The sequence below is a fragment of the Clostridium pascui genome (assembly GCF_016908015.1).
GTDB lineage: Bacteria > Bacillota > Clostridia > Clostridiales > Clostridiaceae > Clostridium_AK > Clostridium_AK pascui.
In genome coordinates this window covers 590,304-617,092 of record NZ_JAFBDB010000001.1, presented here as the reverse complement: position 1 = coordinate 617,092, position 26,789 = coordinate 590,304, and the positions used below count along the sequence as shown (strand labels likewise).

At 30.3% G+C, this 26,789-nt stretch carries 28 protein-coding genes; 26 read left to right on the top strand and 2 right to left on the bottom strand.

Going from position 1 to position 26,789, the window contains the following annotated elements; all coding sequences use genetic code 11:
• Position 1: 1 nt before the first annotated feature.
• The 23 genes from spoIIIAF (at position 2) to JOC70_RS03220 (ending at position 20,498) form a co-directional block, all read left to right on the top strand.
• Positions 2-574, top strand: coding sequence for a stage III sporulation protein AF (gene spoIIIAF, locus JOC70_RS03330; RefSeq protein WP_204597465.1), 573 nt, complete (start codon positions 2-4; stop codon positions 572-574).
• Between the two features lie 14 nt (positions 575-588).
• Positions 589-1,212: a stage III sporulation protein AG gene (gene spoIIIAG, locus JOC70_RS03325; protein ID WP_204597464.1), complete on the top strand. Its 624-nt coding sequence runs from the start codon at positions 589-591 to the stop codon at positions 1,210-1,212.
• A gap of 59 nt (positions 1,213-1,271) precedes the next feature.
• Complete coding sequence (locus JOC70_RS03320; RefSeq protein WP_035306996.1) at positions 1,272-1,781, top strand: SpoIIIAH-like family protein; 510 nt, start codon at positions 1,272-1,274, stop codon at positions 1,779-1,781.
• Between the two features lie 94 nt (positions 1,782-1,875).
• Positions 1,876-2,271, top strand: coding sequence for an Asp23/Gls24 family envelope stress response protein (locus tag JOC70_RS03315; protein WP_204597463.1), 396 nt, complete (start codon positions 1,876-1,878; stop codon positions 2,269-2,271).
• Positions 2,272-2,405: 134 nt separating this feature from the next.
• Positions 2,406-2,882 (top strand): transcription antitermination factor NusB, encoded by a 477-nt coding sequence (gene nusB, locus JOC70_RS03310; protein WP_204597462.1) that lies wholly within the window; start codon positions 2,406-2,408, stop codon positions 2,880-2,882.
• Positions 2,883-3,719: a tetrahydrofolate dehydrogenase/cyclohydrolase catalytic domain-containing protein gene (locus tag JOC70_RS03305; RefSeq protein WP_204597461.1), complete on the top strand. Its 837-nt coding sequence runs from the start codon at positions 2,883-2,885 to the stop codon at positions 3,717-3,719. It begins immediately after the preceding gene.
• A complete protein-coding gene (xseA, locus tag JOC70_RS03300) occupies positions 3,719-4,915 on the top strand; it encodes an exodeoxyribonuclease VII large subunit (RefSeq protein ID WP_204597460.1) in 1,197 nt (398 codons plus the stop codon). Before JOC70_RS03305 ends, xseA begins: the two co-directional genes overlap by 1 nt.
• 11 nt (positions 4,916-4,926) lie before the next feature.
• Positions 4,927-5,142, top strand: coding sequence for an exodeoxyribonuclease VII small subunit (locus JOC70_RS03295; RefSeq protein ID WP_204597459.1), 216 nt, complete (start codon positions 4,927-4,929; stop codon positions 5,140-5,142).
• Positions 5,126-5,998 (top strand): farnesyl diphosphate synthase, encoded by an 873-nt coding sequence (locus tag JOC70_RS03290; RefSeq protein ID WP_204597822.1) that lies wholly within the window; start codon positions 5,126-5,128, stop codon positions 5,996-5,998. Before JOC70_RS03295 ends, JOC70_RS03290 begins: the two co-directional genes overlap by 17 nt.
• Before the next feature lie 719 nt (positions 5,999-6,717).
• Complete coding sequence (locus tag JOC70_RS03285; protein WP_207755216.1) at positions 6,718-7,296, top strand: hypothetical protein; 579 nt, start codon at positions 6,718-6,720, stop codon at positions 7,294-7,296.
• Between the two features lie 2 nt (positions 7,297-7,298).
• Positions 7,299-9,161 (top strand): 1-deoxy-D-xylulose-5-phosphate synthase, encoded by a 1,863-nt coding sequence (gene dxs / locus JOC70_RS03280; RefSeq protein ID WP_204597458.1) that lies wholly within the window; start codon positions 7,299-7,301, stop codon positions 9,159-9,161.
• A gap of 13 nt (positions 9,162-9,174) precedes the next feature.
• Positions 9,175-9,996: a TlyA family RNA methyltransferase gene (locus tag JOC70_RS03275; protein ID WP_204597457.1), complete on the top strand. Its 822-nt coding sequence runs from the start codon at positions 9,175-9,177 to the stop codon at positions 9,994-9,996.
• Positions 9,996-10,820, top strand: coding sequence for an NAD(+)/NADH kinase (locus JOC70_RS03270; RefSeq protein ID WP_204597456.1), 825 nt, complete (start codon positions 9,996-9,998; stop codon positions 10,818-10,820). The genes JOC70_RS03275 and JOC70_RS03270 overlap by 1 nt, the downstream gene beginning before the upstream one ends.
• 24 nt (positions 10,821-10,844) lie before the next feature.
• Positions 10,845-11,306, top strand: coding sequence for an arginine repressor (locus JOC70_RS03265; protein ID WP_035306976.1), 462 nt, complete (start codon positions 10,845-10,847; stop codon positions 11,304-11,306).
• Between the two features lie 2 nt (positions 11,307-11,308).
• Positions 11,309-13,000: a DNA repair protein RecN gene (recN, locus tag JOC70_RS03260; RefSeq protein ID WP_204597455.1), complete on the top strand. Its 1,692-nt coding sequence runs from the start codon at positions 11,309-11,311 to the stop codon at positions 12,998-13,000.
• Between the two features lie 186 nt (positions 13,001-13,186).
• The gene (gene spoIVB / locus JOC70_RS03255; RefSeq protein WP_204597454.1) at positions 13,187-14,407 is read left to right on the top strand and encodes a SpoIVB peptidase; all 1,221 of its coding nucleotides are present in this window, start codon (positions 13,187-13,189) and stop codon (positions 14,405-14,407) included.
• 167 nt (positions 14,408-14,574) lie between these two features.
• Positions 14,575-15,396, top strand: coding sequence for a sporulation transcription factor Spo0A (spo0A, locus tag JOC70_RS03250; protein ID WP_204597453.1), 822 nt, complete (start codon positions 14,575-14,577; stop codon positions 15,394-15,396).
• A gap of 133 nt (positions 15,397-15,529) precedes the next feature.
• The gene (gene spoIIM, locus JOC70_RS03245) at positions 15,530-16,156 is read left to right on the top strand and encodes a stage II sporulation protein M (RefSeq protein ID WP_204597452.1); all 627 of its coding nucleotides are present in this window, start codon (positions 15,530-15,532) and stop codon (positions 16,154-16,156) included.
• Between the two features lie 44 nt (positions 16,157-16,200).
• Positions 16,201-16,431: an endonuclease III gene (locus tag JOC70_RS03240; RefSeq protein WP_204597451.1), complete on the top strand. Its 231-nt coding sequence runs from the start codon at positions 16,201-16,203 to the stop codon at positions 16,429-16,431.
• Between the two features lie 61 nt (positions 16,432-16,492).
• The gene (xerD, locus tag JOC70_RS03235) at positions 16,493-17,371 is read left to right on the top strand and encodes a site-specific tyrosine recombinase XerD (RefSeq protein WP_204597450.1); all 879 of its coding nucleotides are present in this window, start codon (positions 16,493-16,495) and stop codon (positions 17,369-17,371) included.
• Between the two features lie 14 nt (positions 17,372-17,385).
• On the top strand, positions 17,386-18,201 hold the full coding sequence (locus tag JOC70_RS03230) for a purine-nucleoside phosphorylase (RefSeq protein ID WP_204597449.1): 816 nt from the start codon (positions 17,386-17,388) through the stop codon (positions 18,199-18,201).
• 20 nt (positions 18,202-18,221) lie between these two features.
• The gene (locus JOC70_RS03225; protein WP_204597448.1) at positions 18,222-19,043 is read left to right on the top strand and encodes a purine-nucleoside phosphorylase; all 822 of its coding nucleotides are present in this window, start codon (positions 18,222-18,224) and stop codon (positions 19,041-19,043) included.
• A 150-nt stretch (positions 19,044-19,193) separates the two neighbouring features.
• Positions 19,194-20,498, top strand: coding sequence for a pyrimidine-nucleoside phosphorylase (locus JOC70_RS03220; protein ID WP_204597447.1), 1,305 nt, complete (start codon positions 19,194-19,196; stop codon positions 20,496-20,498).
• A gap of 75 nt (positions 20,499-20,573) precedes the next feature.
• On the opposite strand, the gene JOC70_RS03215 is transcribed toward JOC70_RS03220, so the two are convergent.
• Positions 20,574-22,367 (bottom strand): C69 family dipeptidase, encoded by a 1,794-nt coding sequence (locus JOC70_RS03215; protein WP_204597446.1) that lies wholly within the window; start codon positions 22,365-22,367, stop codon positions 20,574-20,576.
• A gap of 203 nt (positions 22,368-22,570) precedes the next feature.
• Between JOC70_RS03215 and JOC70_RS03210 the strand changes: the two genes are divergently transcribed.
• Positions 22,571-23,758 (top strand): D-alanyl-D-alanine carboxypeptidase family protein, encoded by a 1,188-nt coding sequence (locus JOC70_RS03210; RefSeq protein ID WP_204597445.1) that lies wholly within the window; start codon positions 22,571-22,573, stop codon positions 23,756-23,758.
• 66 nt (positions 23,759-23,824) lie between these two features.
• On the opposite strand, the gene JOC70_RS03205 is transcribed toward JOC70_RS03210, so the two are convergent.
• The gene (locus JOC70_RS03205; RefSeq protein ID WP_204597444.1) at positions 23,825-25,192 is read right to left on the bottom strand and encodes a CCA tRNA nucleotidyltransferase; all 1,368 of its coding nucleotides are present in this window, start codon (positions 25,190-25,192) and stop codon (positions 23,825-23,827) included.
• A gap of 251 nt (positions 25,193-25,443) precedes the next feature.
• Between JOC70_RS03205 and JOC70_RS03200 the strand changes: the two genes are divergently transcribed.
• Together JOC70_RS03200 and scpB are read left to right on the top strand one after the other, a co-directional pair.
• Positions 25,444-26,187 (top strand): segregation/condensation protein A, encoded by a 744-nt coding sequence (locus JOC70_RS03200; RefSeq protein WP_204597443.1) that lies wholly within the window; start codon positions 25,444-25,446, stop codon positions 26,185-26,187.
• Entirely contained in the window at positions 26,180-26,782 is a 603-nt protein-coding gene (scpB, locus tag JOC70_RS03195; RefSeq protein ID WP_204597442.1) for an SMC-Scp complex subunit ScpB, read from the top strand. Before JOC70_RS03200 ends, scpB begins: the two co-directional genes overlap by 8 nt.
• The last annotated feature ends 7 nt before the right edge of the window (positions 26,783-26,789 follow it).

The window sequence follows — 26,789 nt, the reverse complement described above, 5'->3', positions numbered from 1 at the left end:
TTTGGAGATAATTAAAGCTTGGATATCAAATATATGTACGGTGGTGCTTTTTATAACCGCAGTAGAAATAATACTTCCAGATAATAGTTTGAAAAAGTATGCTAAGTTTGTATTGGGGCTTATACTTATGACAGTTATTATAAATCCTATAATGAAAGTATATGATAAAAACTTTGATATAAATGTCATGAGTAGCAATGTAGAAAAGTCTATAGAAATAAGAGAATCTAAGAGCAATATGGAAGAGTATAAAAAGAATAATTTAAATGCAACTTTAGAAACATTTAATTCTAATTTAAAAAAATTGTCAGAGGAAAAGCTAAGAGAAAAATTCAAAGATATGGACTTTGAAGTAAGGGTAAAATCAGATATTGAACATAATCAAGTAAAAATAACGAGTATAGAAGTTGGCAGTAAGGAAAAAGGAATACAAAAAATAAAAAAGGTAGCAGTAGAAAGTTTTAAATCTGAAAAAGAGAATGCAAATGAAAGTGAAAGACTTAATGAAGTTAAACAATTTTTAAGCAAAGAACTTAATATACAAGAAAAATTAATTAAAATTTACCAATTATGAAAAGGAGGTATACCATGAATTTTAAAGAAATCAAAGAAATCTTTGAAAAAATGAAAAGTGAAACAAAGGAAAAAATATTTGGCAATAAGATAATTGCAAACTTTATAATAATATTCTTGATAGGAGTTTTAATCTTAGTAGCATCAAGCTTCTTCAAAACAACAGGAAATAATGGAAAAGCATTATCTGTGAGCAGTAATCCTGAAAACAAGGAGGAAAATATACAAAATAACAAAAATAGTGAGGAGGAGGAAGATTTAAAATTTGATTTGAAAAACATTCTTCAGCAAACTGATGGGGTTGGACGTGTAGAGGTTATGATTTATTTTGAAAGTGGAGAGGAACAAGTGCCAGCATTTAATGTTAATGATTCAACAAATTTAACAGAGGAAGTTGATAATGAAGGGGGGACTAGAAAAACTACACAAAAAAATAATGGAAATACTGTAGTTATAACAAATGATGGAGATCAAACAAAGCCGCTTATTATAAAGACAAATAAACCTAAGATAACGGGAGTTCTTGTAGTGGCGGAAGGTGCTGAAAATAAAGTTACTGAATATAGAATAAGAAAAGCTGTAACTAATTTGTTTGACATACCTGACAATAAAGTTAATGTTTATCCAATGAAAAAATAGCATATATGTCAATTTTAAATCATATAATTTTGTAAAAAGATAAATGGGGGGAATTTTGTATGAATAAAAAACAAGGCATTATCATTGTAACTTTACTTGCTCTAATAGTATGTATGGGAGTTTTAGCAACAAAACTTAATAATCCACTTTATACTCAATCTGGAGGAGAAAAAAGTGCAATTTCACTAAAGAGCAATGACAAAAATGCTAAAAATACTTCCAGTTACTTTGTAGAAGCTAAAATGGCACGTGACAATAAAGTTACACAAACGTTGCAGAACTTAAAGGGTATAATGGAAGATAAGAACATATCTCAAAAGCAAAAAGATAGTACAGCTGAGCAATATGCTGCTTTAGCAATGTCCTATAATTATGAAACTAAGATAGAATTAAATCTTGAAGCTAAGGGTTATGAAAATTCAGTTTGTCTTCTAAATGGAGATAAGGCTACAGTTATAGTAAAAGGAAATCCTAGTGAAAAGCTTACTGATAAACAGTTAAGAGAAATCCAAACTATAGTAGTAAATGAAGCTAAAATTAAAAACGTAGAAGTTTCTGTAAGAGAATAATTAATTTGATATAATAGGATGTATTTGATATAATGTACTAAAGATTAAACTTTTGCCAAAGTGTAAAAGATAAGTAACCAGGAGGTGTAATAATATGGAAGAAAGCATGAGCAGAGAAATAGATATGGGCATAGTTAAGATATCCGATGAAGTAGTAGGAGTTATAGCAGGTCTTGCTACTACAGAAATTGAAGGTATAGTTGGTATGAGTGCTTCCGTGGTTGGAGGTATAACTCAAATACTTACAGGCAAGAAGAATCTTTCAAAGGGAGTAAAAGTTACTGTAGGTGAAGAAAGCTCAACTATAGATTTACATGTAGTGGTAGAGTACGGCATTAGAATCCCAGATGTAGCATTAAAAGTTCAAGAAAATGTTAAGAGAACAGTAGAAGCTATGACAGGTCTTAATGTTGATGCTGTAAACATCCACGTTCAAAATGTTATTATTCCTAAGATGGATGAAGGAAATGTTGAAGAAATAGAAGAATAAATTTCACCCTCTGTTAAACAGAGGGTGTTTTCATGTAAAATATAATTTAGTATAATAAAATAATGTATAATACATAGTTTTTGTTTAATAATTATTATTAAATATATTTATATAAGTATTTTAGGAGGTACAATATGAACAGAAAAAAAAGTAGAGAAGTAACTATGAAGCTGTTATTTGAATCAATGATAAAAGGTGAAGATTATAAAACCATATTAGATGACTTGAGAGAATCAAATGAAAGAGAAGATAGTACAATGGAACTTATGGGAATAAAGATGGAAGAAGACCCAGAGGATACAAGTTTAGATCAGGTAGATATGGGCTATGTTATAAATATGATGAAAAACATACAAGAAAACGAAGCGATGTTAGATGAGAAAATAAAGAAATATTTAAAGGGATGGAAAATAAATAGAATTTCCAAGGTGGAACTTGCAATACTTAGATTGTGTACATATGAAATACTTTTTGAGGAGGATATTCCAGAAAGAGTTTCAATAAATGAAGCTATAGAACTTACTAAAAAGTATTGTGATGATAAATCTAAAAATTATATAAATGCAGTACTTGATAATATAGCAAAAGAAGTTAAAGGAGAGTTATCTTAAATGGGAGTACCTATAGATGGTAAAAAGGTTGCATTAGGCTTTAAAGAAGAGCTTTTAAATCTTATTAAAGAAAGAGTAATAAATGGATTAAATGCACCTTGCATTGCAAGTGTATTAGTTGGGGAAGATAAAGGTTCCCTATTTTACTTGAAGAATCAAAGCAGGGTATGTGAAGAACTTGGAGTAATCTTTAAAAGCTTTATAATGGATAAGGACTCAACAGAAGAGGCAGTAATTAGAAAGATTAAAGAATTAAATGATGAAGATAGTATACATGGAATTATACTTCAACTACCACTTCCAGAGAACTTGGATGAAGAAAAAATAATAAATTCTATTAGCCATTTAAAGGATGTAGATGGACTTACAGATATAAATGCAGGAAAATTTTACAAGGGAGAAAAATGTTTTATTCCTTGTACTGCTCAAGGAATATTGGAACTTATAAAAAGCACTGGAATAAATATTTCAGGTAAAAATGCAGTAGTTATAGGAAGAAGTACTATTGTAGGTAAACCTGTTGCACAGCTTTTAGTTAATGAAGATGCTACAGTTACTATATGTCATTCTAAAACTCAAGACATAAGAAAGATATGCAAAGAAGCTGATATAGTAGTTGCAGCGGTTGGTATTCCAAAGTTTGTTACAGAAGACTTTATAAAAGAAGGGGCAGTTATTATAGATGTAGGGTTTTCAGTGGTTAATGGAAAAATGACTGGAGATGTAGATTATGAAAATGTAATACATAAGGCAGGATTTTTAACTCCAGTGCCTGGAGGGGTTGGATCTATGACTCCTATAATGCTGATTAAGAATACATGTGAGGTATTAAAATAATGTATCTAAAAACTTTAACGGTTTCAGATATAAATAATTACATAAAAAAAGTAGTAGATAATGATTTTATATTAAATAATGCAGCTATAAGTGGTGAGATTTCTAATTTCAAACTTCATTCATCAGGTCATATGTATTTTTCATTAAAGGATGAGTACAGCAAGATTAATTGTGTTATGTTTAAGGGAAGTACTAGAACATTAAAATTTGTCCCTGATAATGGAATTAAGGTTATAGCTAAAGGAAGAATTTCAATATATGAAAAGGATGGGTCTTATCAGCTTTATTGTAATAGTATTGAACCTGAAGGATTAGGTGAATTATATATAGCCTTTGAAAAGTTGAAGAAGAAACTAGAGTTAGAAGGATTGTTTAATGTCGAACATAAAAAGCCTATACCAAAGTTTGCGGAAAAAATAGGAATTATTACATCTCCTACAGGAGCCGCTATAAGAGATATAATAAATGTATCTAAGAGAAGAAACAATAACTGCCAAATAATTATATATCCTTCACTAGTACAGGGAATAGGTGCTAGTGAGGATGTAATAAGAGGAATTAATACCTTTAATAAAATGGGTGATTTAGATATAATAATTATTGCAAGAGGTGGAGGATCTATTGAAGAACTCTGGGCATTTAATGATGAAAATTTAGCAAGAGCTATATATAATTCTAAAATACCTATTATTACAGGAGTAGGTCATGAAGTGGATTATACTATTGCTGATTTTGTCAGCGATAGAAGAGCTCCTACACCTTCAGCTGCTGCAGAAATTGCAGTATTTAATAAAGAACAAATATTAAATTGTGTAGCAAATTATAAAGATACCTTAAATTACCGTATGATGCAGCTTTTAAAAGATAGATATAATAATATAGAAAATTTAAAAAGGAATCTAGAAATAAACAGTCCTGAAAGAATAATAGTAAATGAATACCATAAATTAGATAAGCTCAAAGAAGCATTGAATTATAATATTAAAATTAATTTAGATTTAAAAAAACAAAAGTTATCTAAATCTAATGCGCTTCTTTCAGCTCATAATCCTTTAAATATATTAAGTAAAGGATTTGCTATTATTGAATCAATGGATGGAAGCGTAGTATCATCTTTAAACAAGGTACAATCACTTCCAGAAGTGAACATAATATTAAAGGATGGCAAAGGAAAGTTCAAGATAGAAAAATCTTAAGGAGTGATTTTATGGGGAGAAAAGCTGAAAGCTATGAAGGATTAATGACTAAATTAGAAGAAATATTAAGTAGCATGGATAGCGGTGAAGTATCTTTAGAAGATTCTATGAAAAAATATGAAGAAGGTATTAAAATTTGTAATAAGCTTTATAAGATTTTAAATGATTCAGAAAATAAAATTAAAATACTTATGAATGAGGGAGAAGAAAATTTTGAATATCAATAAGGTGAAAGAAGAAGTAGAATCTTGGCTCAAAGATTATTTTCAAAACAAAGGCTCATATAATAAAAAAATATATGAAGCAATGAGCTATAGTTTAAATATTGGAGGAAAAAGAATAAGGCCTATTTTAACTATACTAACATATGATATATTTGAAGATAATTATGAAGAGATCCTTCCTGTATGCGGAGCTCTAGAGATGATTCATACATATTCACTTATACATGATGACTTGCCATGTATGGATAATGATGATTTAAGGCGTGGAAAACCAACAAATCACAAGGTGTTTGGAGAAGGATTAGCTGTGCTTGCAGGAGATGCACTATTAAATGAAGCTTTAAATATACTTTTCAAACTTTCGTTAAAAGAAGATAGAAAATGGGCAAAGGCAGGACTACTTATTGGAGAAGCTTCAGGGGTAGAGGGAATGATAGGTGGTCAAACTGTAGACATATTAAGTGAAAATGAAGATATATCTAAAGACAAGCTACATTACATTCATAGTAAAAAAACTGGCGCGCTTATAAAAGCTTCTATACTAACTGGAGCTATATTAGGCAGAAGTACAGAGGAAGAATACAGTATATTAAATGAGTTTGGAGAAAAGCTAGGATTGGCTTTTCAAATAAAGGATGATATATTAGATATAATAGGTGATTCAACGAAGATAGGCAAAACAGCAAAAAAAGATATAGAAAGTAATAAAAGCACTTTTATAAAACTATATGGAATAGAGGAATCTAAACAGATGTGCTTGAAATTAACAGAAGAGTGTTTAGAGCTTTTAAATAAAATAGATAAAAATACAGAAAGCCTTGAAAAACTTACATTAATTCTTTTAAAACGGGAATATTAAAAAGTTGACTTTTTAACATATTAGGTATACAATATGTTAGCATTAACATAGATGTTTATAATGTTTTTAATATATATCTAAACTATATAATAGTGTAACCTTTAAAAAAGGTGGTGCAGTATTCTAGTCGGGTAAGTATCTTTTGAAGGCGGGGCTAAAAATCCGTCAAAGGGCATATCGATGAAGTTCCTTGTGCTGGCTTATGACGCCCAGTCATGGGTTGGTGCTGGGAGTAAGGAGGATGGGGCAGCCGCAACGGCATGCGGGAACTGACCCTACCTTCGCGGAGACCATTTATTGTATAAAAGGTTAGATACCTTTTATACGAAAATGGATTAAACCTGCAATGTGGTGAAGAGCTATGTGCAGTGTAGCCTGCCTTGAGTGGTTTAGGGGGAAAGCAGTAACACCATTTAATTTTGGCCAAAATTAAGGGAATTTGTTTGCTGAAACCTAAGCTGCAAAAGAGGCTAGGGAGATACCTAACTGTTGAGGAAAACTCCTAGACTGTTCTACTTAGAAATATGCTGAGGATTGCAGTGCGGACTAAGTGGCAATCCAGTCCTGCTTTTGGCAACAAAGCAGATAGGGAATTAAAGGGGAACCGCCAAAATGGCGACATTTAGGTTGACCTATGGGAAATCCTACTGGACCTAAGCCGCAAGGTTTACTCAGTTTATTACCACCTTTTTGTATACATATTTTGGAGGATATAAGTTTTGGATGCTGACGGTAAAATTAATTCTAATAATTTAAAAAAAGATAATAAAAAAAAGAAAGAAACAAGCTGGGTAGTGACCATAATATTATGGTCTATATTAATATCTGGTAGTGTTAATCTTTTGTCTGATGTGCTACTAAGAAATGTAAATATATTAGTAGCTTTTGTTATATTGATTTTTATAATAATCTTAGGTGTTGTATTTGATATAATAGGAGTGGCGGTTACTGCAGCTCAGGAAAAACCTTTTCATGCAAAGGCAGCTAAAAAACTTCCTGGAGCAAAAATTGCAATAAAACTTATAAAAAATGCAGATAAGGTATCTAATTTTTGCAATGATGTAATAGGGGATATATGTGGTATAGTAAGTGGAGGAATAGGTGCTTTAATTTTGGCAAAGGTTATTATAGTACTACCTAAAATAAATGCTGCTCTTATATCAGCGGTTATAGGAGCAATTATAGCAGCAGCTACAATAGGCGGAAAGGCTGCCGGAAAAAGTTTTGCAATGAAACAAAGTAATAAAGTAATAGATAAAGTATCTAAGATTATATATTTTATAAAAAAGGATAGATAATTATGATAAATATTTTAAATGAATATAAAGAACCAAATGACATCAAAAATATGACTATAGAGGAACTAAACGCCCTTGCTCACGATATAAGAGGCTTTCTAATAGAGAATGTTTCCAGGACTGGAGGGCATTTAGCATCAAATCTTGGAGTAGTAGAACTTACTTTGAGTCTGTACAATATATTCAATTTCAAAACAGATAAAATAATATGGGATGTAGGACATCAATGTTATGTTCATAAAATATTAAGCGGAAGAATGGGTGAATTTAAAACTTTAAGAAAATATGGTGGACTTAGTGGTTTTCCTAAAGTTTCAGAAAGCGAATATGATCATTTTCAAACAGGGCACAGCAGCACTTCAATTTCTGCCGCATTAGGTATGGCAAGAGCTAGGGATTTAAAAGGGGAAAAACACGAAGTTATTGCTGTAATTGGCGATGGAGCTTTAACCGGTGGAATGGCTTTTGAAGCATTAAACGATGTGGGATATAGCAAAACTAAGATGATAATAATATTAAATGATAATCAAATGTCCATAGGTAAAAATGTAGGCGGAATGTCTACATATCTAAGCAAAATAAGAATGGAGCCTGGATATACTAAATTAAAGCAGGATATAGATGGAATATTAAAAAAGATACCTAGTATAGGTGACAGTATGGCTCGTACTTTAGAAAGAGTTAAAAACGGCATAAAACAGATGGTAGTTCCAGGAATGCTTTTTGAAAACATGGGGATAAAATACTTAGGACCTATTGATGGACATAATATTAAGGAAGTAAGCAAAATTCTAGAAAAAGCAAAGTCAATTAATGGACCTGTAATCATACATATTATTACTAAAAAGGGCAAGGGATATAAATTTGCTGAAATGAATCCAGGAAAATTCCATGGTATAGGACCGTTTAACTTACAAAGTGGTGAGGTTGCTGTGACAGGAGGAATATCATATTCTAAAGCTTTTGGTAATACAATGGTTAAATTAGCGGAAGAAGACAATAGAATAGTTGCAATCACCGCAGCAATGAAGGATGGGACAGGACTTCAGCAGTTTGCAGATAAATATAAAGGCAGGTTTTTTGATGTAGGCATAGCAGAACAGCATGCAGTAACTATGGCAGCAGGAATGGCTTCTCAAGGTTTAAAGCCAGTGTTTGCAGTGTATTCTACATTTCTTCAAAGGGCTTATGATCAGGTAGTACATGATATATGTATTCAAAAGCTTCCAGTAATACTTGCTATTGATAGGGCAGGAATAGTGGGTGCAGATGGGGAAACTCACCAAGGAGTATTTGATTTATCGTATTTATCTCATATACCTAATATGACTATAATGGCTCCAAAATGTGTGGAAGAAATGGAACCTATGTTTAAATGGGCATTTAATCAAAATAGTCCTATAGCTATAAGATATCCAAGAGGCGGAGATACTTTAGATTTAGATTTAAACCCTGTAACTGAATTTAAATATGCTAAATGGGAAACAATCTATGATGAGGGAGATATTAGCATAATAGCAGTAGGAAAGATGGTTCAAAATGCATTAGTTGCTAGGGAAAAGCTGTTAAGGATGGGAATTAAAATAGGAGTTGTAAATGCAATATTTGTAAAACCTATAGATATTGAACTTTTAAGTAAGTTCTCTAAAACAAAAAAAATCATTATTACCGTAGAAGATAACATAGTTACGGGAGGGTTTGGAGCTTTGGTGTCAGAATATATCCAAAGTGTAAATTCAAAGGCTAAGGTTATAAATTTAGGGTTTAAAGATGAATTTATTCCTCATGGTAATGTAGATGTTTTTTATAAGGCTAGCGGTATTGATAGTGATGGAATAGTAGAAAAGGTAATAAAATTTATATAAAAAGGAGTACAGTATGGCAGAAAGTAAATTAAGACTGGATATACTTTTAGTAGAAAAGGGTATCTTTTCTTCAAGAGAGAGAGCACGTGCAAGTATAATGGCAGGAGAAATATTTGTAGATGGACTAAGAGTTGACAAGTGCGGAGAAAAAGTCAAGACAACTTCAAGCATAGATTTTAAGGGAGAAAAAATGCCCTACGTAAGTAGAGGAGGGTATAAGCTTGAAAAGGCCATAAAATCCTTTGAGATAGATCTTAAAGATAGAGTATGTATAGATATAGGTGCTTCAACAGGTGGCTTTACAGATTGTATGCTTCAAAATGGAGCAAGTAAGGTATACTCTATAGATGTAGGATATGGACAGTTAGCTTGGAAGCTTAGAGTAGATCCAAGAGTAGTATGCATGGAAAGAACCAACTTTAGATATGTTACCTATGAAGAGATAGGAGAATATGCAGATTTTGCAAGTATAGATGTGTCTTTTATTTCTTTAGAAAAAATAATTCCTGCAGCAATAAATTTATTAAATGATAAAGGGTCTGTAATGGCATTAATAAAACCTCAATTTGAAGCTGGAAGGGATAAGGTTGGTAAAAAAGGAGTAGTAAGAGAAAAGTCAACACATGAAGAGGTAATAATAAAAATAGTAACATTTATTAGAAATATGGGTCTTAACATTATAAGCATAGATTATTCCCCTATTAAAGGGCCTGAAGGTAATATTGAATATTTAATATATTTTACTAAAAACAATGAAATATCTTTTGATTTCAAGGATGAAAGAATAAAAGATATAGTAAATTTATCTCACGGTCAATTGGACGAGGTAAAATAATGAAGAATATAGGGATTAATGTAAATACAGATAAGGATATTAATGGTAACATATTAGCTTCTATTATACAAAAGATAAAAAATCAAGATAATAATATCAATATAAAGGTATATAAGGATTGCAACGGGCTAGAAAATGAAGAGAGCAAGGATCTTGACGTGGTAATTGTACTTGGTGGAGATGGGACCATACTTAATACATCTAAATATGTTTCTAAATATGGTGTACCTATTTTGGGAATAAACATAGGACATTTAGGTTTTTTGGCAGAGGTAGAAAGTGCTGATTTTAGTTTTGCTATAAAAAATATTTTAAATAATAACTATACTTTAGAAAATAGAAAAATGATACAATGTGGTATTGAATTTCCTAATGGTCAAAAAATACTTTATGCACTAAATGATGTAGTTATAGCTAAGGGTGCTATTGGAAGAGTAGCAAAATATAAAATTTATGTAAATGATAATTATTATACTACATTTGTATCTGATGGAGTTATAATATCAACTCCAACAGGGTCTACAGCCTATTCTCTTTCAGCAGGTGGGCCCATAATATATCCCACGTTAGATGTGATAAGTATTACGCCTATTTGTTCTCATTCATTGGGGATGAGAAGTATAGTCCTTCATGGAGACAGTAAAATAAAAATTACAACTGAACGTAGAAGAAGCAATATACATGTTGCAGCAGACGGACTTGAACCAGTAGATTTAGGCATTATAAATGATATAGTAATAGAAAATGCACCATATAAATGTAAGCTTATACGATTAAATGGAGAAGATTACTTTAGTATTTTAAGAAAAAAATTATATTTATAACAAAAGAATGTGAAGGTGAAATATATGAAGGTAACTCGTCATGCCAAAATATTAGAGCTAATTACAGGTAAAGACATTGAAACACAGGAAGAATTAGCAGAGGAACTTAGAAAAGGTGGAATGAATGTAACTCAAGCCACAGTATCCCGCGATATAAAAGAATTAAAACTTATAAAAGTACTATCGAATTCAGGAAAATATAAATATGCAACTATAATGCATACTGAAAACTATCTATCAAATAAGCTTGTAAATATATTTACTCAAACTGTTACAAGTGTAGAAAATGTAAATAATTTTGTAGTTATAAAGACATTATCCGGTTCAGCTTCAGCAGCAGCAGAAGCTATAGATACATTGCATTTTCAGGGAATTGCTGGAACACTCGCAGGGGATAATACTATATTTGTAATGGCAAGAACCGAGGAACAAGCTTCAATTATAACGCAAAGAATGAAAAAAATGTTGTTAGAACAGGAGGATTAAAGATGCTTCTTCAGTTAAATATTAAGAACTTTGCTTTAATTGAAGAATTAAGCATATCGTTTGATAATGGATTTAATGTGCTTTCTGGAGAAACAGGAGCAGGAAAGTCTATATTAATTGATGCTATAAATTATGTTTTAGGGGGCAAATTTAATAGAGATTTTATACGAACAGGAGAAGATAAAACCTTTGTAGAAGCTATATTTACTTTGGAAAATGAGAAGTCTAAAGAAGAACTTATAAAGCAGGGTATAGAATATGAGGATTGGATAATAATAAGCAGAGAAACATTTCAATCAGGAAAAAGCATTGCTAAAGTAAATGGAAGATCAATTATTCTTTCTCAACTCAAAATGCTTACAGAAACTCTAATTGATATACATGGACAACATGAAAATCAAAATTTATTAAATTATTCTAATCATATAACCTATTTAGATTACTTTGGAGAAGAGGCATTAAAAAAATATTTAAACAAATATAAAAATCTATATAAAGAATTAAATGAAATAGAAAATAAAATATTAAATTTAGCAGGGAAAAATGGAGAAAGAGAAAAGACAATAGATTTTTTGAAATATCAATTAGAAGAAATAAATGCTGCTAATTTGAAAACCGAAGAAGAAGAAGAATTAGAAGAAAGATATAATATATTATCTAATTCTGAAAAAATAAATAAGTGTCTATCGTTAAGCTATAAAATGTTATATGATGGAGATGACAATACATCTTCTATAATTGACAGCATAGGATCTATAGTAAGAGATTTGAAATCTATAGAAAATCATATGGAAAAAATAAAAAAAATATCTGTTTCATTAGAAGAAATCTACTATGATTTAGAAGAAAATACAAGAGATATTAGGGAGATTAAGGATACTATATATTATGATGAAGAAGAATTAAATATTATAAATAGCAGGCTTTTTCAAATTAGTAGTTTAAAAAAGAAATATGGAAATAGTATAAAAGAAATTTTGAATTATAGAGATAAAATAAGTGTGAAATATGAAGAGCTTATAAATAGTGAGGCTATAATAGAAGAATTAAATCATAAAAAAGGTATTATAATAAAGGACCTTAAAGAACAGGCACTTGAAATACATTCACTTAGAGAAAAGTTTGCAAATATTTTGGAAGTTAAAATAAAAGAAGAATTAAATTATATAGGCTTAGAAAAAAGCACTTTTAAAGTTTCGGTAGAATTAAAAGAGGAACTAAATGAAAATGGACTGGATAAGGTTCAATTCTTAATTTCTACTAATCCTGGAGAACCACTAAAGCCATTAGAGAAAGTTGTATCAGGTGGGGAGTTATCAAGAATTATGCTAGCTTTAAAAACAGTATTTGTAAATAAAGATAAAATTCCATCTGTAATTTTTGATGAAATAGATACTGGAATTAGTGGAAGAATTGCACAAAGTGTAGGAGAAAAAATGTATAGCATTTCTAAGACGCATCAAGTTTTTTGTGTAACGCATCTTCCACAAATAGCTTGTATATCTGATGTTCATTATCAAGTTGCAAAAGAAGTTATAAACAATAAGACTTATACATCTATAAATAGATTAAACGATAAAGAGAAATCACAAGAAATAGCTAGAATGATAGGCGGAACAGAAGTAACTACTCTTACATTGAGACATGCCGAAGAAATGATAGACTTAGCTAATCACAAGAAACTAGACATGTAGTCAAAAGTATATAAAAGAAGAAAAGGGTTACAATAAATAATGTTATTGTAACCTTTTTTTTGATTTTAATTATTAATTTTAGTTTAAACAAGTAATACTTAACTCCATATACAAAAGAATAATAACATAATAAATTTTTGAACTGGGCAACTTAAAGATATAAAAAGAAAGACAGGAGGTATAATAATGAGAAAGTTTAAAATTAAATATATATTTTGTTTTGTGTTATCCATCCTGTTATTTACTTTGGTTGCCTATTATCAAGCTTTCAACATACCAACTACAATTTTTATAAGAGAAGGAGAAAAACTTGAATCAAGCAATATAATAAAATTGGTTCAAGAAAATACTGTAAGTGCATCTAGTAGATTAAATAATCAAAGTAAAAATGTAAATGTAAGTTTACTTGGAATATTAAAGGTTAAAACTATAGAGGTAAAGTCAGTTCCAGAAGAAATAAAACTATACCCAGGAGGGCAACCAGTAGGAGTAAAGCTTAAAACAAAAGGTGTTTTAGTAATTGCGTTATCAGATGTAGAAACTTCTAAAGGGAAGGTCACAAGTCCAGGAGCCCAATCAGGTATAGAAATTGGAGATAATATTATTGAAATAAATGGTGATAAAGTTACAGGTACTGAAAAAACTTCATCTTTAGTTAATGTTGCAGAAGGGAAAGATTTAAATGTAATTATAGATAGACAAGGAAAAACAATGGAGAAGGTTATAAAACCTATTAAAGATATAAATGGGAAATATAAAATTGGATTATGGGTAAGAGATTCTACTGCAGGAGTTGGTACTTTAACATTTTATGATGATGACAATAAGATATTTGCAGCATTAGGTCATCCAATAACAGATGTTGATACCGGATCAATACTTCCATTAGGATCAGGACAAATAATAAATTCATCCATCGTTTCTGTAAGAAAAGGTGTAAAAAGGGCACCAGGGGAATTAAAAGGAATATTTATTGATGAAGATATAGTTCTTGGAAAAATTTCAAGAAACAGCGAATGTGGAATTTTTGGAAAAGCGAATCTAGAACTTAAGAATAAGTATGCAAAAAAAATGCCAATAGCTTTAAGACATGAGATAAAAGAAGGTCCAGCAAAAATATATACTACTATTGACGGAAGTCAACCTAAAACTTATGATATAGTAATTGAAAAGTTGCTTCCACAAAGTGCACCGGGACCTAAAAGTATGATAATTAAGGTCACAGATAAAGAGCTTTTAAATAAAACTGGTGGTATAGTACAGGGAATGAGTGGAAGTCCTATAATACAAGATAACAAGATAGTTGGTGCAGTAACACATGTTCTTATAAACAAACCAGATACAGGATATGGTATATATATAGAATGGATGTTAAAAGAAGCTGATATGGTGAAATATAACAATTAACAATTTAATAAATAGTTAGTATAATAGAATAGATAATGCACAAAAATATTGTCTATTCTATTATAGTTATGATAAAATATTTTTTTATTTAGAAGGAATTCTCTATCTTTTGTCGAATTTATTATTTGTTAAGATATGGGAATTAATTTGAAAAGGGGAGTAGGTTTATGGTAGATTCAAAAATTAATGTAGTTATTGCAGACGATAACAAAGAATTTTGTAACATTTTAAATGATTATTTATTAAATCAAAGAGATATTGTGGTAGTTGGGATAGCTAAGGATGGTTTAGAGGCTTTAAAATTAATTGAGGAAAAAAAGCCTGATTTAGTTGTTTTAGATATTATTATGCCGCATCTAGATGGATTAGGAGTTCTAGAGAGACTAAATGGGATGAATATAGATCCTATGCCTAGAATAATAGTTCTATCTGCAGTAGGACAAGATAAGATTACTCAAAGAGCAATTACATTAGGAGCAGATTATTATGTTGTAAAACCATTTGATATGGATGTATTTACTAAGAGAATAAGACAAATGTTTAATAACACAATATCAAGCGATGAAGTAAAAAGAAGTGTTCCAGTATCAGAAAATATTGAAGTAAGAGTTAATAAGAATGAGCCTATGGACTTAGAAGCAGAAATTACAAACATAATTCATGAAATAGGGGTTCCTGCTCATATAAAAGGGTATATGTATTTAAGAGAAGCAATTACAATGGTTGTAAATGATATGGAACTTCTCTCAGCAGTTACTAAGGAGCTATACCCATCTATTGCTAAGAAATTTAATACAACTGCAAGCAGAGTAGAAAGAGCCATAAGACATGCCATTGAAGTAGCATGGAGTAGGGGTCAAGTAGATACTATTAACAGGCTCTTTGGTTATACAATACACACTGATAAAGGCAAGCCTACAAACAGTGAATTCATAGCTATGGTTGCTGATAAACTAAGACTTAAAAATAGGGCATCAAATAATGCCTAAAATAATCATTTAAAATAAAAACTCCGTAATTTTTACGGAGTTTTTATTTTAAATGAATTTATAGATGTTTATTAGTATATTTTCAGCTCTTTATTCATAAATATTAAGAGGTGAATAACAAGGGGGAAAATATATGAGCAGAAATAATCTTGTTTTAGGCTTAAATGATCATATAAAAGAAAATTTTTGGCTTTATGTTATAAGTTTAATATGTATATTTACGGGAATGGTACTTGGAGTATATACAGTAAAATATATGGGAGAGATATATAAAACAGATTTAATTAGTTATTTTCAAGGTTTCACTGAGTATTTAACTACAGAGAGCTTAAATTATAAGGAAGTATTTTTAAATACTATAAGAAGTAATATTCCATTTATATTGTTTATTTGGTTATTAGGAATGACCATGGTAGGAATTCCTGTAATACTTATAATTGGAATCATAAAGGGATATACATTAGGTTTTACAATAAGTTTTATAATTAATTCAGTTGGATTAAAAGGGATAGGTATTGCAATATTTGGAGTTATTATTCAAAATATAATATATATACCCTGCATGATAATTGCATCAGTGCTTGCTATGGAATTTTCTCTTAACTTTCTTAAAGAAAGAATTGACAGAAGAGTAAAAGAAAATATATGGATTAAGATGTTAAGTTATTCTTGTTCGTTTTTGGCCATAATAGCTGTAATGTTTGTTGGATTCTTTATGGAAGCCTATATAATTCCTAATATATTAAAAATAATTATATAAAAATTTCTTTATAAATCATATAGGACATGCAGGGAGGAGAAATTATGAATATAAGAATTTTAGAAGAATCTCTAGTTATAAAAGTAGTAAAGTGTTTTTTTATACTGCTATTCTTTGGAGAAATTTTTCCTTTTATATTAGACATATTTTTTTATTACTTTGTTGATAAAGTAGCTGTTTATGATAACAGTGTTTTGGTATACAATATTATTAATAGAAATATTGACATATTATATAATTATATATATATATTTCAGGAATTTTTAAAATATTAAAGGATTTTTCATCGTTTTGTGGAAGTAATATATTATAAGATACATAGGAGAAGAAAAAAACATGGATGAATTTCTATTAAGGTATATTAATTATTTAAAGAGTAAAAATATGAGTAAGAATACTTTAGATGCATATAAAAGAGATATAGATAGATTTTTAAAATTTCTTTTATTTAGGAATGAGGATTTAAAGGATGTAGATGAGATAAGTATAATGGCTTTTGTTCAGGAACTACATAAAAGTAAAAAGGCTAATTCATCTATTGTAAGAAACATAGTTGCTATAAGAAATTTTTACAAGTTCCTAAAGAAGCAGGGAATTATAAATGAAGATCCTGTTATAAATTATGAAATACCTAAAATAGAGCGTAATATGCCGCAAATACTTACGCTAGAAGAAGTTAATAAGCTTCTTAATTCACCAGATTTAACCACAGAAAAAGGTGTAAGAGACAAAGCTATGCTGGAGGTAATGTATGCTACTGGAGTAAAGGTTACTGAACTTTTGAATATAACAACCTTTGATGTTAATCTCAAGTTATCCTATATAAAATGTAGAGGAAGCAAAAATAAGGAGAGAATAATACCAATAGGAAGTTATGCTGTAGATTGTATTAATAATTATCTTAAAATAAGAGGCCTACTTAATATATATAATTTAGAATATTTATTTTTAAATTTACAAAGTACTAAAATGACAAGGCAAGGCTTCTGGAAAATAATAAAACAATATGCAAAAATAGCAGGAGTAAATAAAGAAATAACATCTTATACATTAAGGCATTCTTTTGCAGTTCATCTTTTACAAAATGGAGCAGATATAAAATCTGTTCAAGAACTTTTAGGTCATAAAGATATGGCTGCAACTCAAATATATTCAAGCATATCTAGGAAAAGCAAAATTGCGGAAGTGTATAAAAAGGCACATCCTAGAGCATAAAGGGAGGACATTGTATGAACTTAGAAAAAGTAAAAGAAAGTGTTGATTTTATAAAAACAAAAATAGATATTTCTCCTGAAATAGGAATAATTCTTGGGTCAGGACTAGGAGATTTAGCAGAAAAAGTAGAAAATAAAGTTATAGTAAAATATGAGGATATACCTAATATGCCTAAGTCTACTGTAGTAGGTCATGCTGGGCAGTATGTATTTGGTAAATTAAGTGGGAAAGATGTAGTAATGATGCAAGGAAGAATTCATTATTATGAAGGACATCCAATGGAAATAATTGCTCTTCCTATACATATAATGAAATTTTTAGGTATAAAGACTTTAGTAGTTACAAATGCAGCAGGAGGAGTAAATACAAGCTTTAATCCAGGGGATTTAATGATAATTACAGATCATATAAATTTTGTATTTAATAATCCCTTAATAGGAAAAAATGACGAAGAAATTGGACCTAGATTTCCAGATATGAGCATGTCTTATGATAAGAATTTAGTTAACTTATCAGAAGAGGTTGCGAAAGCTCATAATATAAATATTCAAAAGGGAGTTTATGTTATGATGCCAGGACCAACCTATGAAACGCCAGCTGAAGTAAGAATGATAAGAATAATAGGCGGAGATGCAGTAGGAATGTCTACTGTACCTGAGGTAATAGTTGCAAAACATGCAGGGCTTAAAGTTCTTGGCATCTCATGTGTTACAAATATGGCATCAGGAATACTAGATCAACCATTAAATCATCAAGAGGTAATAGAGACGTCTAATAGAGTTAAAGATACCTTTACTAGACTTATTACAAATATTGTAGAAAAAATGTAATTATAAGGAGAGACTAAACCATGGAGAGTTTATTACATAAGATAGAAGATGCAAAGAAATATATACAAAGTATAGATAGTGGTAAATTTGACGCTGCAATAATACTTGGAACTGGGCTTGGAAGTATAGTAAATAACATAGAAAATAAAAAAGTAATAAAATATCAAGATGTCCCTGGATTTCCTGTATCTACAGTTGCAGGGCATAAGGGAGAATTAATTATTGGGGAATTAGAAGGTAAAAAGGTAATAGCTTTTAATGGAAGGTTTCATTACTATGAAGGATATGCCATGGACCAAGTAGTATTTGGGATAAGGGTAATGAAAGCATTAAGTATAGAAAATATATTAGTTTCAAATGCTGCAGGTGGAATGAATCCAGAGTTTGAACCAGGAGATTTAATGATAATTACAGATCATATAAACTTTATGGGTACTAACCCACTTATAGGGAGAAACTTTGAAGAGTTAGGACCAAGATTTCCAGACATGTCTAGTGCATATAATAAAGACTTAATAAAACTTGCTTTTGGGTGTGGCACAAAACTAAATATTAAGATTCAAAAGGGAGTATATGCAGCAGTATCAGGGCCAACTTATGAAACACCAGCAGAACTAAGAATGCTTAGAATATTAGGTGGAGATGCAGTTGGAATGTCTACAGTACCAGAAGTAATAGCAGCTAATCATATGGGAATGAAGGTGCTTGGAATTTCATGTATAACTGATATGGCTATAGCTGATAATTTGGAGCCATTAGATCATTCAAAGGTAGTGGAAACAGCAAATAAGGCAATGGCTAAGTTTGTGAACTTAGTAAAAGAAATAGTGAGGAATTTATAGTTAATATTTTATATTGAATAGTTAATGTTCATTTTAAAAGGATTTTTTCTGCAACTGTAGAAAAAATCCTTTCATTAAAATTATTGAAGTTATTGAGTATTCAATATTAACTGTTACCTATTAATTATCAATTAACATGGGGTGATAATAATGAGAATGTATGATATTATACTAAAAAAAAGAAATGGCAGTGAGCTTACTAAGGAAGAAATAGAATATTTTGTACAAAATTATACTAATGGCAATATACCAGACTATCAAGCATCTGCATTACTTATGGCGATATTTTTCCAAAAGATGAGTAAAAGAGAGACTGCAGATTTAACTATGGCTATGGCGGAGTCAGGTGATATTTTAGACTTATCTAAAATCAATGGAATAAAAGTAGATAAGCATAGCACAGGAGGTGTAGGTGATACTACTACACTGGTACTAGGACCTATGGTAGCAGCACTTGGAATACCAGTAGCTAAAATGTCTGGAAGGGGACTTGGACACACAGGGGGGACTATTGATAAGTTAGAAGCTTTTAAAGGATTTTCAGTAGAGATGAGTGAGCAAAAGTTTATAGAAAACGTAAACAATATAAAACTTGTAGTAGGAGGGCAAACAGGTAACTTAGCTCCTGCAGATAAGAAGCTGTACGCATTAAGAGACGTTACAGCTACTGTAGATAATATATCTCTAATAGCATCTAGCATAATGAGTAAAAAAATTGCTTCAGGTGCTGATGCAATTGTCCTAGATGTTAAGGTTGGAGAAGGAGCCTTCATGAAAACTAAAGAAGATGCCCATAAGCTTGCACAAGAAATGGTAGATATAGGTCATTATGTAGGAAGACAGGTAATAGCTATAATTTCGGATATGGACCAACCGCTAGGCTTAGCAATAGGAAATGCTTTGGAAGTTAAAGAAGCTATTGATACATTAAATGGAAATGGACCTAAGGATTTATTAGAATTATGCTTAGCTTTGGGGTCTCAAATGGTGATTTTAGCTGGAAAAGCTGTTAGTGATGATGAAGCAAGAAAGATGCTTATGGATACAATTGAAAGCGGCAAAGCATTAAATAAGCTTAAAGAGTTTGTGATTGCACAAGGCTCAGAAACTTCGTGTATAGATGATACAGATAAGCTACCTAAATCAGAGTTTATGATTCCCGTAGAAAGTAAAGAAGATGGATATGTAAATAAAATACATGCAGAAAGCATAGGAATTATAGCTATGGAATTAGGTGCTGGAAGAGCTACTAAGGAAGATATAATAGATCTTTCTGTTGGAATAGTTTTAAATAAAAAAAGAGGAGATAGGGTAAAGAAAGGTGACATTTTAGCATATATACATGCTAATGATATAAACAAGGCAGAGAAGGCTAAAAAAGACATATTAAATAATTATGTAATAAGTGATAAATATGAAGAAATAATTCCACTCATATATAATATAGTAAAATAATATTATAGAGAGCATTACATCATAGTGTAATACTCTCTATAATATTTTGTACTTATTTATTGGTTAATGGTACAATTAATCGACTTTTCTTGGAGTCCAATCATTTTTATCTACTGCAGCTTTAGTGATATCTTCCTGGACAGCTTTAGCTAAATCAACTGCAGCTTGGCACTCGTCATAACAGAAAGAATTTAGTATATCCTTTGATCTTGATTCCATATACTTGTCTTCAATGTTTTGAATCTTAGAAAGCATATCTTTTTCATAAGGATCAAATTTTGCCCTTATTATATTATGGTAATCTTGGTAAAATGCAAATGTCCTTGTATCAATTTGCTGGAAGAGAGCTGCAGCTGAAGGCCCTTCAAAATCTGGATGCACTTTATCTATTCCAACATAAAAAGGAACAAAGATTGAACCACATGGAGGTGAAAAAGAATGAAGCATTAATCCTAGTTCGTTAGGAACATTCGGTCTAGCCCATAAAACTGCTGAAGACATAGTTCTTCCCCAACCTAAGTCGTGGCTGCATAGTCCACGTATATAAAGGTTTGTGGAAACCTTATCATCTTTTGGGGAATCTATAATAAATTCATTGTTTTCCCAGTTAGCAAAATTTTTGTCACTTAAACTATAGAAAGGAATTTGATTTGTATTAACAACTTTACCACTTGGTAAAGTATAGGTGTCATAATGGTCTCTTGAACCTTTCATCATAGTCTCAAGTGTTATATTTCCAAAAGATTTTTTCATAAGCTCCATTGCTCTTTGATAACGTTGTTCTGTAGAATATAATTTTTCTGCTGCTTGGCGTTTGGAAAGATCATTATCTTCTGGATATAATGTGGTACTTCCATAAGTTTGTCTAAAGTTGATCTTACTTAATCCCTTTTCAACCCAACCTTGTTTTTCTGCAAAAGTTATCAAGTCTTTAGAAGATAAATCATAATCATCTTCAATCTGATATTGATTGGATCTTGCTGAAACTGAATTTGTGTATTTCTTTGCAGCCCATCTGTATCCAGTAACTTCAACTACCCATAATTCATTTGGGTCACCGATTTCGTACATTATTCCGCCCCAGGCTACACCATATTTCTCTACTAATTTTCCGACTATATCTACACCTTCACGTGCAGTTTTTGCTCTTTCAAGTGTAAGTCTTATAAGGTCATTATCATGAAGGCCAGTATTAAAAGCGAGAGTGTCTCTAGATGGAGCATCATTATCTGCTACTATTACTTGATGCTCATTTATTCCCATTGCATAACCCCATCTACCCGCAGTACGATCACCAACAAATTTATATGTTTTTTCTGCTTGAGGTATATCTATATAGGCTGCCTGATAAAGTTCATTATTGGCATGAGTAGCTGCTTGTTCTAAGGATACTTCACATAAAGAAGTAGCACCTAAATCGCGATTTTTCATTATCATAGATCCTGTACCATCTTTTAAAGCTTTACCATGTGCTATAAATGTAGTACATTCCCCTTGGAAACTTAATAAATTTTTATCAAATGTATTAAATATAAGTAGATCTCTGTAAGGAATTCCTGTGCTTTCAGATAGTCCCTTTATCCAGTTTAGCTTTTCGGGTAGGACTTCAGTATACATTTTTTCTACTTTGTCTAAATCGCCATTTAAAGCGCTAATGTCAATATTGTTTTTAGAGGCTTTGTCCTTAACCTCCTTTAGGTTTTGTAAAATTTGTAATTTGTACTCCTTACCAAATTTAAAACCTTCATTATAGCTATCTAGCTCTTTAGCAAATGTAAATGTGGAAAAAGAAATAATTAATAAGAAGGTTAGCAATAAAGTTGTTAATGCTTTAGTTAATGAAAAACTTTTGAGTTTTTTTAAGAACACAATTTTTCCCCCCTCTAGTTATCTTATATGATTATTTAATTTATAAGAGTTAATTATATAATACCTCCTTTCAATAAAGTATATTGTAATTACCATAAAATGTATGACAAATAATGTTCATAATTTTTTAAAACATTTTTTTAGTGGATAAATTTCTAAAATGCAGGAGAAAATACTATTGAAAGGAAGGAGGAATATTAGACATGAAAAAAATCAATAAAAAAATAATAAGTAAAATTTTAATAGGGGCACTTATTTTTAGTGGCGTATCCTTTTCTCCTGTGAAGGCTAAGGCGCAAGAAGAGGGAGGAATTCAAGTTGAAGCAAAATCTGCGCTGCTTATGGAGCCAAATTCAGGCAAGATATTGTATGAAAAAAATTCTCACGAAAAGTTAGCTCCGGCCTCAGTAACTAAGATAATGACTATGCTTTTAGCAATGGAAGCAGTAGATTCAGGTAAAATTAAGCTTACAGATAAAATGACTGTTAGTGAAAATGCAAAAATGAAGGGTAAGAATGGGAATAGTAGCATGCTTTTAGATACAGGTGAGGTTAGAACTGTAGAGGAGATTCTAAAGGGTATAGCTATAGCTTCAGGTAATGATGCAGCAACAGCCATGGCAGAATATCTATCTGGAAGCGAAGAAGCATTTGTAAAACTTATGAATGACAGAGCACAAGAATTAGGTATGAAAGATACAACATTTAAAAATTGTTCTGGACTTTCAGCACCAGGACATATAACTACAGCATATGATATTTCACTTATGTCAAGAGAACTTTTGAAACACTCTAAAGTGTTAAAATATACAGGTACATATATGGAGACTATATCTGAAGGTAGAAAATCACCTATAGGTCTTGTAAATCATAATAAGTTAGTAAGATTTTTTAAAGGTTGTGATGGACTTAAAACTGGATTTACCAATGAAGCTAAGTATTGCATATCTACCACAGCAGTTAGAGATGGAGTTAGAGTCCTTGCAGTTATAATGGGTGCTCCAACTTTTAAAGTAAGAAATAGGGATGCAAGTATGCTTATGAATTATGGATTTTCTAAGTTTGAATCTAAAAAGGTTGTAGAAAAGGATAAAGATATAGAAAAAATAAAAATAGGTAAAAGTGAAGATAAATTCTTTATGGCCAGGGCTTTAGAAGATTTAAATATTACTTTAGAAAGGGGAGCCAATTCTAAAGTAGAAAAGAAATGTATAGTAAATATGGAGAAGAAACGTTATAACAAGGGTGAAGTAATTGGCTACTGTGAAGTATATGTAGATGGTAAGTTATCAGGTAAAGTTAAGATATATTGTGATAGAGATATCCAGAGATCTAACTTCTTAGATAATTTAAAGTTTAATTTTAAAAATTTATTTGATAAATCTGTATAGCATTATAAGCTATGTTAGGAGATAAAAGTTTATGCTCATAACATAGCTTAATTTTTTATAGTATACTTATGATAAATTTATATATTTTTGTGCTTCAGATAACAATTCCTCTTTTTCATTTAGTAATTTTTCATCAATTACAGATTCAAGTAATTGATTTAATAGTTTTCCAAGACTTTTACCATGTGGAATACCAAGAGCAATTAAATCTTTTCCGGTGATAGCTAAATCTTTTAATGTGAAACAATTATTTTCTGTAAGCACCTCATTTAAGAGTTCTTCAATTGTATGAATTTCTTTTAAGCGATTAGCTAAATTAGTTGGAGATTGAGCTAAAGCATCAGCTCTTTTTACTGAAAGTAGTCGGTTAAATTGTAATGCACTGCCATCTAATTTCCATAACATTTTTTTAACACTTGGTTTTGTTGGGTGAATCATAATGTCATGATATTTAATTAGTTCTATAATATCTTTTAAGTCAGCTGCATTAATTCCTTCTGCATTAGTCATTTTCATTCTTTTAAAGATTTCAGATGTAATGTTAGCAGAAATATCTGCATGACCATAAAAATGACCTATTCCTTGTTCATCAATAGTATAGCAGCTTGTTTTTCCGATGTCATGAAAAAACATAGTTAATTTTAATATTAATCCGTCAACATTACTAGTTGCAACAAGTGTATGTTTCCAAACATCATAAATATGGTAAGGGTTATGTTGCTTAAATCCAATCATAGATTTTGTTTCTGGAATAATATATGTTATGATATCTTGAAATTCATCAAGTATATTAACTGCATTTTTACCTTGAAACATTTTTACAAATTCAACGGTAATACGTTCTTTAGAGATATTTTTTAATAGTTCTTTATTTCTAAGCATAGCTGTTTTCGTAGATTCTTCAACTTTAAATCCCAGCGTAGATGCAAATCTAATGCCTCTTAAAATTCTCAAAGCATCTTCTTGTAATCTTTTATTTGCATTTCCTACACATCTAATAATTTTATGTTTAATATCAGATACTCCATTAAATGGGTCTATAATTCCCTGAAATTCATTGAAGAAGATAGCATTTTGAGTATAATCTCTGCGGCTTAAATCTTCTATTAAATTTTTTGTAAAATATACATTGTTCGGCCTACGGCAATCAGAGTATTCACCATCTATTCTGTAAGTAGTAATCTCAATCTCTTCAGCATCCATAATAATAACAACTGTGCCATGTTTTAATCCTATACCAAGCTGTTTAAAGTCTCTGAACACTCCTTGGATTTCGTCTGGTGTAGCAGATGTGCATATATCCCAATCATGAGGCTCTTCCCCCATAATAGCATCACGGGTACATCCGCCCACAACACCTGCTTCAAAGCCTGCATCAACTAACATTTTTATTGCCAAAGCAGGATTTTTAGGTATATGTATTTTGAAATTCATTTATATTCCTCTGCTTTCTTTTATTTGATAATATAATGTTTTCTACTAATTCTTTACTTTTTTCTTTAAAGTATACTATCTTAAAGAAAAAATCAATACTTTAAAACATAAAAGGATAAAATCATTCAAAAACTTTACTGGAATAGACGTATTTAATCTATATTTTTTAAAAATAGACAAAGTATCAGGATTTAATTATAATATAAGGGATACAAGTGGTTGAACGATATTATATTTAGGAGAGATATTAAATGGCATTAAATATAAAGATTTCTAACTTTGAAGGACCTTTTGATTTATTACTGCATCTTATAAAAAAAAATGAAATGGGAATATACAATGTTAGAATATCTGATATAACTACTCAGTACCTAGAATACATAAGTAAAATGAAAGAAATGGATTTAGAAATTACTTCGGAATTTATAGTTATAGCTGCTACATTGCTTGAAATAAAGTCAAAGGAACTTCTACCTAAAGAGAAAAAGGACGAAGCTGCTATGGATTTAGAAGAAGACACTGAAAAGATATTAATCAATAAGCTTATAGAATATAAGAAGTTTAAAGCTGCATCTGAATTTTTTAAGAACAGAGTTGAACATATGGGAGTAATGTTTAGTAAAAAACCAGAAATAATAGAAATAAAAGAAAAAAAACAAGAAAACATATTAAACAACATTACCATGTTAGAGCTGTATAATTTATATATTGAAATTATGAGGATTTATAATAGTAAAATAAACTTGAATTTTATACCAAGGGAAATTCATGTGGAGAGCTATAAAATAGAGGATAAAATGATGTATATTTCTGAACTAATGCATAGGAACAAAAAAACAGTTTTCTCTTGCTTAGCTGAAAGTTGTAACGAAAAAATTGAGGTAGTAGTTACATTTTTAGCTCTATTAGAACTAATAAAGTTACGAAGATTAAGGATAGTTCAGGAAGATAACTTTAAAGAAATTTACTTAGAAAGGGTTGACGAAGATGAATAAAAAGGATATTAATCAAATAGATTTAATAGATGCATCTATTAAGGACAGATATAAGTCTATTATAGAATCTATATTATTTATGAGTGGGGAACCATTAAATATAAAAGAAATAAGCAATATAATTGAATGCGACATTGATTATACAAGAGCAATATTAAATAATATGAAAGATGAATTCGAAAAAGATAATAGAGGAATAAAATTAATTCAATTGGAAAGTAATCTTCAATTAGTAACTAAGGAAGAAAATAGCAATTATGTACAAAAACTTTTAAAAACAAATGTAAGACAATCTTTATCACAAGCTGCTTTAGAAACTTTAGCTATAGTATCTTATAAACAACCAATTACAAGAATTGATATAGATGAAATAAGGGGAGTGAAAAGTGATAGAGCAATACAAACTTTAGTAGAAAAAAAGTTGATAAAAGAATGTGGAAGATTAGAGGTGCCCGGAAAACCAATATTGTATGGAACTACTGAAGAATTTTTAAAGCATTTTGGTCTTGAAAGTTTAAAGGCACTTCCAAGCTTAGAGCAAATATTAGATGAGTTTAAAGAAGAAGGAAATGAGGAAGCAGCCAGCTCAATATAGCAAATTG